At 66.1% G+C, this 5,777-nt stretch carries 7 protein-coding genes; 3 read left to right on the top strand and 4 right to left on the bottom strand.

Annotated features, from left to right (window positions below):
- Positions 1 to 104: 104 nt before the first annotated feature.
- On the bottom strand, positions 105 to 557 hold the full coding sequence (locus F3087_RS45600) for an ArsR/SmtB family transcription factor (protein ID WP_150408461.1): 453 nt from the start codon (positions 555 to 557) through the stop codon (positions 105 to 107).
- A complete protein-coding gene (locus F3087_RS45605; protein ID WP_150408462.1) occupies positions 554 to 1,582 on the bottom strand; it encodes a serine hydrolase in 1,029 nt (342 codons plus the stop codon). Before F3087_RS45605 ends, F3087_RS45600 begins: the two co-directional genes overlap by 4 nt.
- 220 nt (positions 1,583 to 1,802) lie before the next feature.
- Here F3087_RS45605 and F3087_RS45610 point away from each other — a divergent pair, with 220 nt between their 5' ends.
- The gene (locus F3087_RS45610; RefSeq protein ID WP_150408463.1) at positions 1,803 to 2,231 is read left to right on the top strand and encodes a DoxX family protein; all 429 of its coding nucleotides are present in this window, start codon (positions 1,803 to 1,805) and stop codon (positions 2,229 to 2,231) included.
- 197 nt (positions 2,232 to 2,428) lie between these two features.
- Here the strand turns inward: F3087_RS45610 and F3087_RS45615 are convergent, their stop codons facing one another.
- Entirely contained in the window at positions 2,429 to 3,304 is an 876-nt protein-coding gene (locus F3087_RS45615; protein WP_150408464.1) for an NAD(P)-dependent oxidoreductase, read from the bottom strand.
- A gap of 32 nt (positions 3,305 to 3,336) precedes the next feature.
- A complete protein-coding gene (locus F3087_RS45620) occupies positions 3,337 to 3,912 on the bottom strand; it encodes an NADPH-dependent FMN reductase (RefSeq protein WP_223885847.1) in 576 nt (191 codons plus the stop codon).
- A gap of 84 nt (positions 3,913 to 3,996) precedes the next feature.
- Between F3087_RS45620 and F3087_RS45625 the strand changes: the two genes are divergently transcribed.
- Both F3087_RS45625 and F3087_RS47600 read left to right on the top strand, forming a co-directional pair.
- A complete protein-coding gene (locus F3087_RS45625) occupies positions 3,997 to 4,449 on the top strand; it encodes a MarR family winged helix-turn-helix transcriptional regulator (protein ID WP_150408466.1) in 453 nt (150 codons plus the stop codon).
- A 316-nt stretch (positions 4,450 to 4,765) separates the two neighbouring features.
- On the top strand, positions 4,766 to 5,470 hold the full coding sequence (locus F3087_RS47600; RefSeq protein WP_449584114.1) for a glycine-rich domain-containing protein: 705 nt from the start codon (positions 4,766 to 4,768) through the stop codon (positions 5,468 to 5,470).
- Positions 5,471 to 5,777: the final 307 nt, after the last annotated feature.

A 5,777-nucleotide genomic window follows, 5' to 3' on the forward strand; every position in this document is an offset into this window, starting at 1 on the left:
GCGCCGACCTATTGAGACCAAGGGCATTTGCGCGCGTTGCCGATACTGAGATGCTCCCTGCTCGTTGGCCTTCCGCAGGCCCGCGCTGGTCCCAAGCCCAGCACTTATCGCAGTAGGTCGGCGATATCGGCTGCGGCGGTCATCAGGATCAGGACTGGGACGACTTTTGGTGGCGGGATGCGGTACGTGCCGCGGCTGTGTTGTTCGACGATTTTTGCCGAGGACAGGGCGCGCATGTGGTGATGCAGTTGGCCTGCCGAGGTGAGGCCGACGGCTTCGGTCAACTCGGTGCCGGTGCGGGGGCCGTCGAGGAGTTCCTGGATCAGTGCGTGCCGGACCGGATGCCCCAGCGCGGCAAGCACTTCCACCCGGGCATTGGCAGGCAATCGGAGCACCGAGGCCGCGCTGTAGCGGATGGTCCAGTCGATCTCGCCGTCGAAGTCGACCCTGCCCTGGTATTCGACGAAGCCGCGGGCCGGATCGTCGGGGCCGCGGTGCCCTTCGAGCGCGTCGATCCGCGCTTCCAGTTCGGCGAGTTTGGCATCGACATCGCTCATACGACACACGCTAATCGGCGCATCATCTCCGGGTCGGTCATGGCCTGCAGCAGCAGTTTCTGCTGACTGAAACTTTCCATTGCGTCCCGCCACGCGGGTTCGGGCATGTGCCGGTTGAGCAGAACCGCTGTCGCGACCCTGCCGTCGGCGTGGCGCACGTAGATCGCATCGGCCAGAACGCCGGGCAATGAGCCGCCTTTGAAACCGATTCCGTCGGATGCCTCCGGCGGCGACTGCCATTCCAGATGCCTGCGCGCGATATCCGCGCCGGGTCCGAAGCTGCCGGTGGCGATCGATCGGTGGATGTTCGTGAGCTGACGTGCCGAGGCTGTCCACGTGGTGTCCGCCCAGGATGCTTGCACACCGTAGCTCGGCGCCGATCCGGTCTGTATCGCCGTGCGATACCCGGGATCCTCGGCATAATGCCGCGCCGCTGCCCAGTCGTCGGTGACGTTCGGGTCGAGCAGGCGAAGCATGCTGCCGAGCACCGAGGGCGGCTGGTAATCGTGCCACCCGCCGGCTTCGGCGGCGGCGATCAATGCGCCGTCACCCAAACGGTCGCGCAGATAATCGGGCACCGCGTTGTCACTCTCGCGGATCATCGCGCTCACCATTTCGTCGAGGGTGACCGTGTCGCCGGGCAGGCGAGTTCGCGCGTTCTCGTGTGCTCCGCCGTCGGCGCCGGGGAGGTACCAGCGTTCCCATTCGGTGACGGGCACTCGTTGCTGCGGATCCAGCGTTCCCGCCGCCACCGCGCGGGCGTAGGCCGCGAGCGGCACGACTTTCACCGCCGACGCCACGGGCTGCTGGTCATCGACCCGCCGCTCGACCGTGTTTCCGGTTCCGTCGTCCACGGCGATCGCGATGTTGTCGCGATCGTCATGAATCCGGCCGAGCCACCCGTCGACCGAGGTCACGCTCGCAGCCGGAATCGAAGCGCACATCTCTTCCGCCGCAGCGTGATTCGAGCCCGACGCGAGCACAGGCAGAGCTGCGGCGACCAGAGTCGCGAGTTTGCGGAACATCCCTACTCCTGTAAATCCGTAATTCCGAAAAAACGAACAACATTGACGATAGCGCGACCAGTGGCAGGTGTCGAGATCGTTGGTTCGTCGGGGTGGGAGTGGTTCAGGAACGACTCCTCCGCGCGTTTTTCGGCCGCGGCGATGAGTTTTCCGGACCACCCCCGTCCTTACTGATGAACGCGCTACCAACCCGGCGCGACCGACTCAGAAGGAACACCGAATGACCGCCATCACCGCCACCCAGACCGCCACCACCGTTCGTCCCGGCAAGGTTCGCAATCGCGTTCTGTGGAGTCTGCAGATCGTGCTCGGCCTGTTCTTCGTCATCGCCTCCGGCGGCCCGAAGCTCCTCATCCCGCAGACCCTGATGGACAACAACGCCACCGCCTTCTCGATCCCGTTGGCATTGCTGATCTTCATCGGTCTCGCCGAGGTCGCGGGCGGGATCGGGCTCATGGTGCCCCGCCTGGCCGGCGCCGCCGCGATCGGCCTGGCCATCGTCACCGTCCTCGCCGCCGGGTTCAACGCTTTCCTCGCCGGCACACCCGAACTGGCCCCCTTCCCGCTCGCGCTCGCCGCGATCTTCACCTGGATCACCTACGAACGCCGGGCCTCGATCACCGCCCTGCGCGCGCTGATCAAGCGATGACCCACGCATAACACCCGGCTACCGGCGGCACCCAGCCGCCGGTAGCCGCGTTGTGCGTTTATAGGGGCGGTCCGGTCGGGTTGGTCGGACCGCCCCAGGGGGCGGTGGAAGAAGTTGGGTCGCTTTTGTCCGACCGATGACTGCCTCACGCATGCCCCCGAATCCGACAGAGCATGTCCCGGAGCTGGACGTGCTGCTCAGTGAGGTCGGCCGGTGGACCGTTGCCGGGTGACCTCGGCGACGCTCGACCAGTCGAGGTCCGCGCCGATCTGCTCGACCGCGGTGGCGAACACGTCGTGCAGGGCCGGTCCGGTCGGTAGGTCGACGCCGAGTTCAGCGGCGGTGCCCAGTGCGAGGTTCAGGTCCTTCAAGCCCAGGGTGGTGGTGAACCCTGGCGGCGCGTAGGTGCCCGTCGCGATGGCGTTGCCGTAGCCGCTGTACACCGCGCCCGGGAAGATCGAATCGTTGATCATTTCGACGAACCGTCCCGTGTTCAGCTCGGCGTGCTGCAACAGGGTGATCGATTCGGACAGTGCCTGCAGCGCGTGCAGGATCAGGTAGTTGACCGCGATCTTCACCGTCGGGGCGGCGTCCACAGCGTCGCCGAAGTCCCACACCTTTCGGCCGAGCGCGGCGAGCATCGGTGCGGCCGCGGCTCGGACGTCCGCGTCGCCCGAGATCAGGACGGCGAGCTTCCCGGCCACCACCGCCTCGGGTCGGCCGACCACCGGGGCGCTGAGGTAACCCCCGCCGGCCGCGGCGAACTCGCGCGCCGCGGCCGGACTGATGGTCGCGTGATTGATGTGCACGAAACCCGCTGGCGCGGAGCGGATCCGGTCCGCGGTGAAGACCTGCCGCACCGCCTCTTCGTTGCTCAGCATCGAGAAGACCGTCCCGGTGGCGATCGCGTCTTCGGGACGCTCGGCGAGCCTCGCGCCGCGTGCCAGCAGGTCGTCTGCCTTGGCGGCGGTCCGGCTCCACACGGTGACGTCGTAACCGGCATCGAGCAGTCGGCCCGCGAGGGCGCCGCCCATCTTCCCGAGTCCGATGAATCCCACCTGGCGGGTTGTCATGATTGTTTCTCCGTTCTCCGCAAGAACTGCGGTCATGAGTTGCTGTCGAGTGCGCGGGCCATTTCCGTGCCGATCTTGCGCAGCAGTTCCCGGTTCGGGTGGAGCGTGGCGTCGAGGTCGCGCAGTTGCCAGTTTTCGTCCACGTCCTGGTCGGTGATGACGGCTTCGACGTGGGTATCGAGTAGTTGCATGTGTAGTCCGTGGAGGACGCCGATGAGCTGTTCGGCGCCGCGGTTGCCGCCGTGGGTGCCGTAGGTCAGCAGGCTCGCGGGACGGTCGCGCCATTCCCAGTAGAGGTAGTCCAGCGCGTTCTTCAGAACTCCGGGGTAGCCCCAATTGTATTGCGGGAACACGAAAAAGAAGCCGTGGTAGCTCTGCACGCGCCGGCTCCAGGCTCGGGTGTGTTCGTGCTCGTACTGCTGTAGCGCGGCCTTGCGGGGTTCGTCCAGGAACGGCAGCCCGACCTCGGCGAGATCGAGCAGGTCGTAGTCGAGATCGCTGTCCTCCCGCAGGGCGTCGCGTGCCCAGTCGGCTATACCGGCGCAGATGCGGGTGGGGCGGGTGCTGCCGATGATGACGGCGACGCGTTTCTCGTCCGTCGTACCCACCTCCATTGTTCGTCTCAAATACTGTTCGTGTCACGAACCAAAATAGTTGGTATCGCGAACCGAATCAAGCTAATCTCACGTGCTGTGACCACTGACGCACCCGATCCAGCGCCGGACCTGGTCGACGGGCTGATCCAGCTGTCGTTCATCCTCCAGACGATCCTGGGCCGCCTCGCCGGCCAACAGGGGTTATCGGTCACCCAGTTGCGAATGCTCGCGGTGCTCGACGATCGCGAGATCGGCATGCAGCAGCTGGCCGGCATCCTGGAGCTGGAGAAGTCCAGCGTCACCGGCCTGGTCGATCGAGCCGAGCGGCGCGGACTGGTGCGACGGATCGCGGTTCCCGGAAATCGGCGCGCCGTCCATGTCACCGTCACCGCAGCCGGCCGAGCCGTCGTGCATCTGGTGCGTGAGGCGATCCGAGCCGAGATCGGCGATCTGGCAAGCACTTTGAGCGAGCGGCAGCAAGGCTCCGTCCGTCGATCGATCGAAACACTGATCCTGCATTACGTCACCCAGCACGCCATTCCGGTGTGAGCGTCCTCCACGGGGTGGTTCGGCGGGCGTGCGGAACTCGGCATGAGTGCGCGTTGAGAAACCCTGTCGATCAACAGATTTGGACGGCCGACCAATGCGCGCTCGGCGGCATTTGCGGACGTTCGCTGCCGATCGATTCCTGTCGACACCCCGACCCATCCGGCCTGCTCGCAGGTCCGAATAGCAGAGCATATGGTGAGCCAGATCGGCTGGCCAACCTCTACGGACGGGGACTGTCATGCGAATAGTTCGTGCTCGAAGCAGTGTCCGGGTCGCCGTGGCAGTGGCGGGTCTGGCCAGCGCGGTCGCGTTGCCGATGGCAGGCCCCGCATATGCCGCTGACACCAAAACCTTCAACGCCGACGGCTCATTCGAGGTACCCGCGGGCGTCACCACAATCACTGCGGTCCTGATCGGCCCTGGAGGCGGAGGTGGTGCTGGTTGGGGCACCCTCGGAGGTAACGGTGGTGGCGGTGGTGGCGGTGCCAGAGTTGCCTGCACGCTGTCCGTGGAACCAGGGCAAGTCCTGACCATCGCGATCGGCGCTAAGGGTCGGGCTGGCGACGCAGGCACCAACGGAGACCGCGATGGCGGCGATGCGGGCGCGACCAGCATCTCCACGACCGATGGAACTCAGGCGGGCGCCGCAGGTGGCCTCGGCGGGCGCGGTGGGTCGGCCCCGCCGCCCGACCCCAATCGCGGCGACAGTAGCTCGGAGACCTCGACAGGTGCAGGTGAAGGTCCAGGCGGTGCGGGTGGCCTCGGTGGCACAGCCACAACCTCGAGTTGTGCGGGGTCGAAGCCCAGCATCGTCAGTGGCACCCGAGGAGTCGACGGCGCCACCGGGGCCACCGGTACCGGCGGTGGTGCTGGTGGCACCTCTGGCGCTCCTCTTCCTGAGGGTTGTTTTCAAGCGCGCGCGGAGGGCAACGGCGGAAAAGGTGGCAACTCATACGGTGGTCCACGCCCCCCTGCTGATGGGCAGCCCGGCGAGCGCGGTTGTGTCGAGTTGACCTACTGATGGATGAGTGTGGCTCGCGGAGAACCAGGGCAAGACTGGGCCGTTGATCCAGCCGAATCGCGTCCGGCTGCTGTTGATGCTCGCCTGCGGCGACCTGTTGGTTGCCAGCCTGGCGTGGATCTGACGCGGTCTCATTGGTATCGGATTGCCGTCAAGGCACAGGTCAGGGATCGATACGGCTGCTGGCTCGACTGGCCGCCATGGCCATCCCCGTATGAGCGTGCGTTGGAGACCCTGGCGTGCAACTGATCTGAACGACCGACCAACGCGCGCTCATCGGCTTGGTCTCAATAGGTCGGCGCAACAC

It is taken from the genome of Nocardia colli (assembly GCF_008704205.1).
GTDB classification, from domain to species: Bacteria; Actinomycetota; Actinomycetes; order Mycobacteriales; family Mycobacteriaceae; genus Nocardia; species Nocardia colli.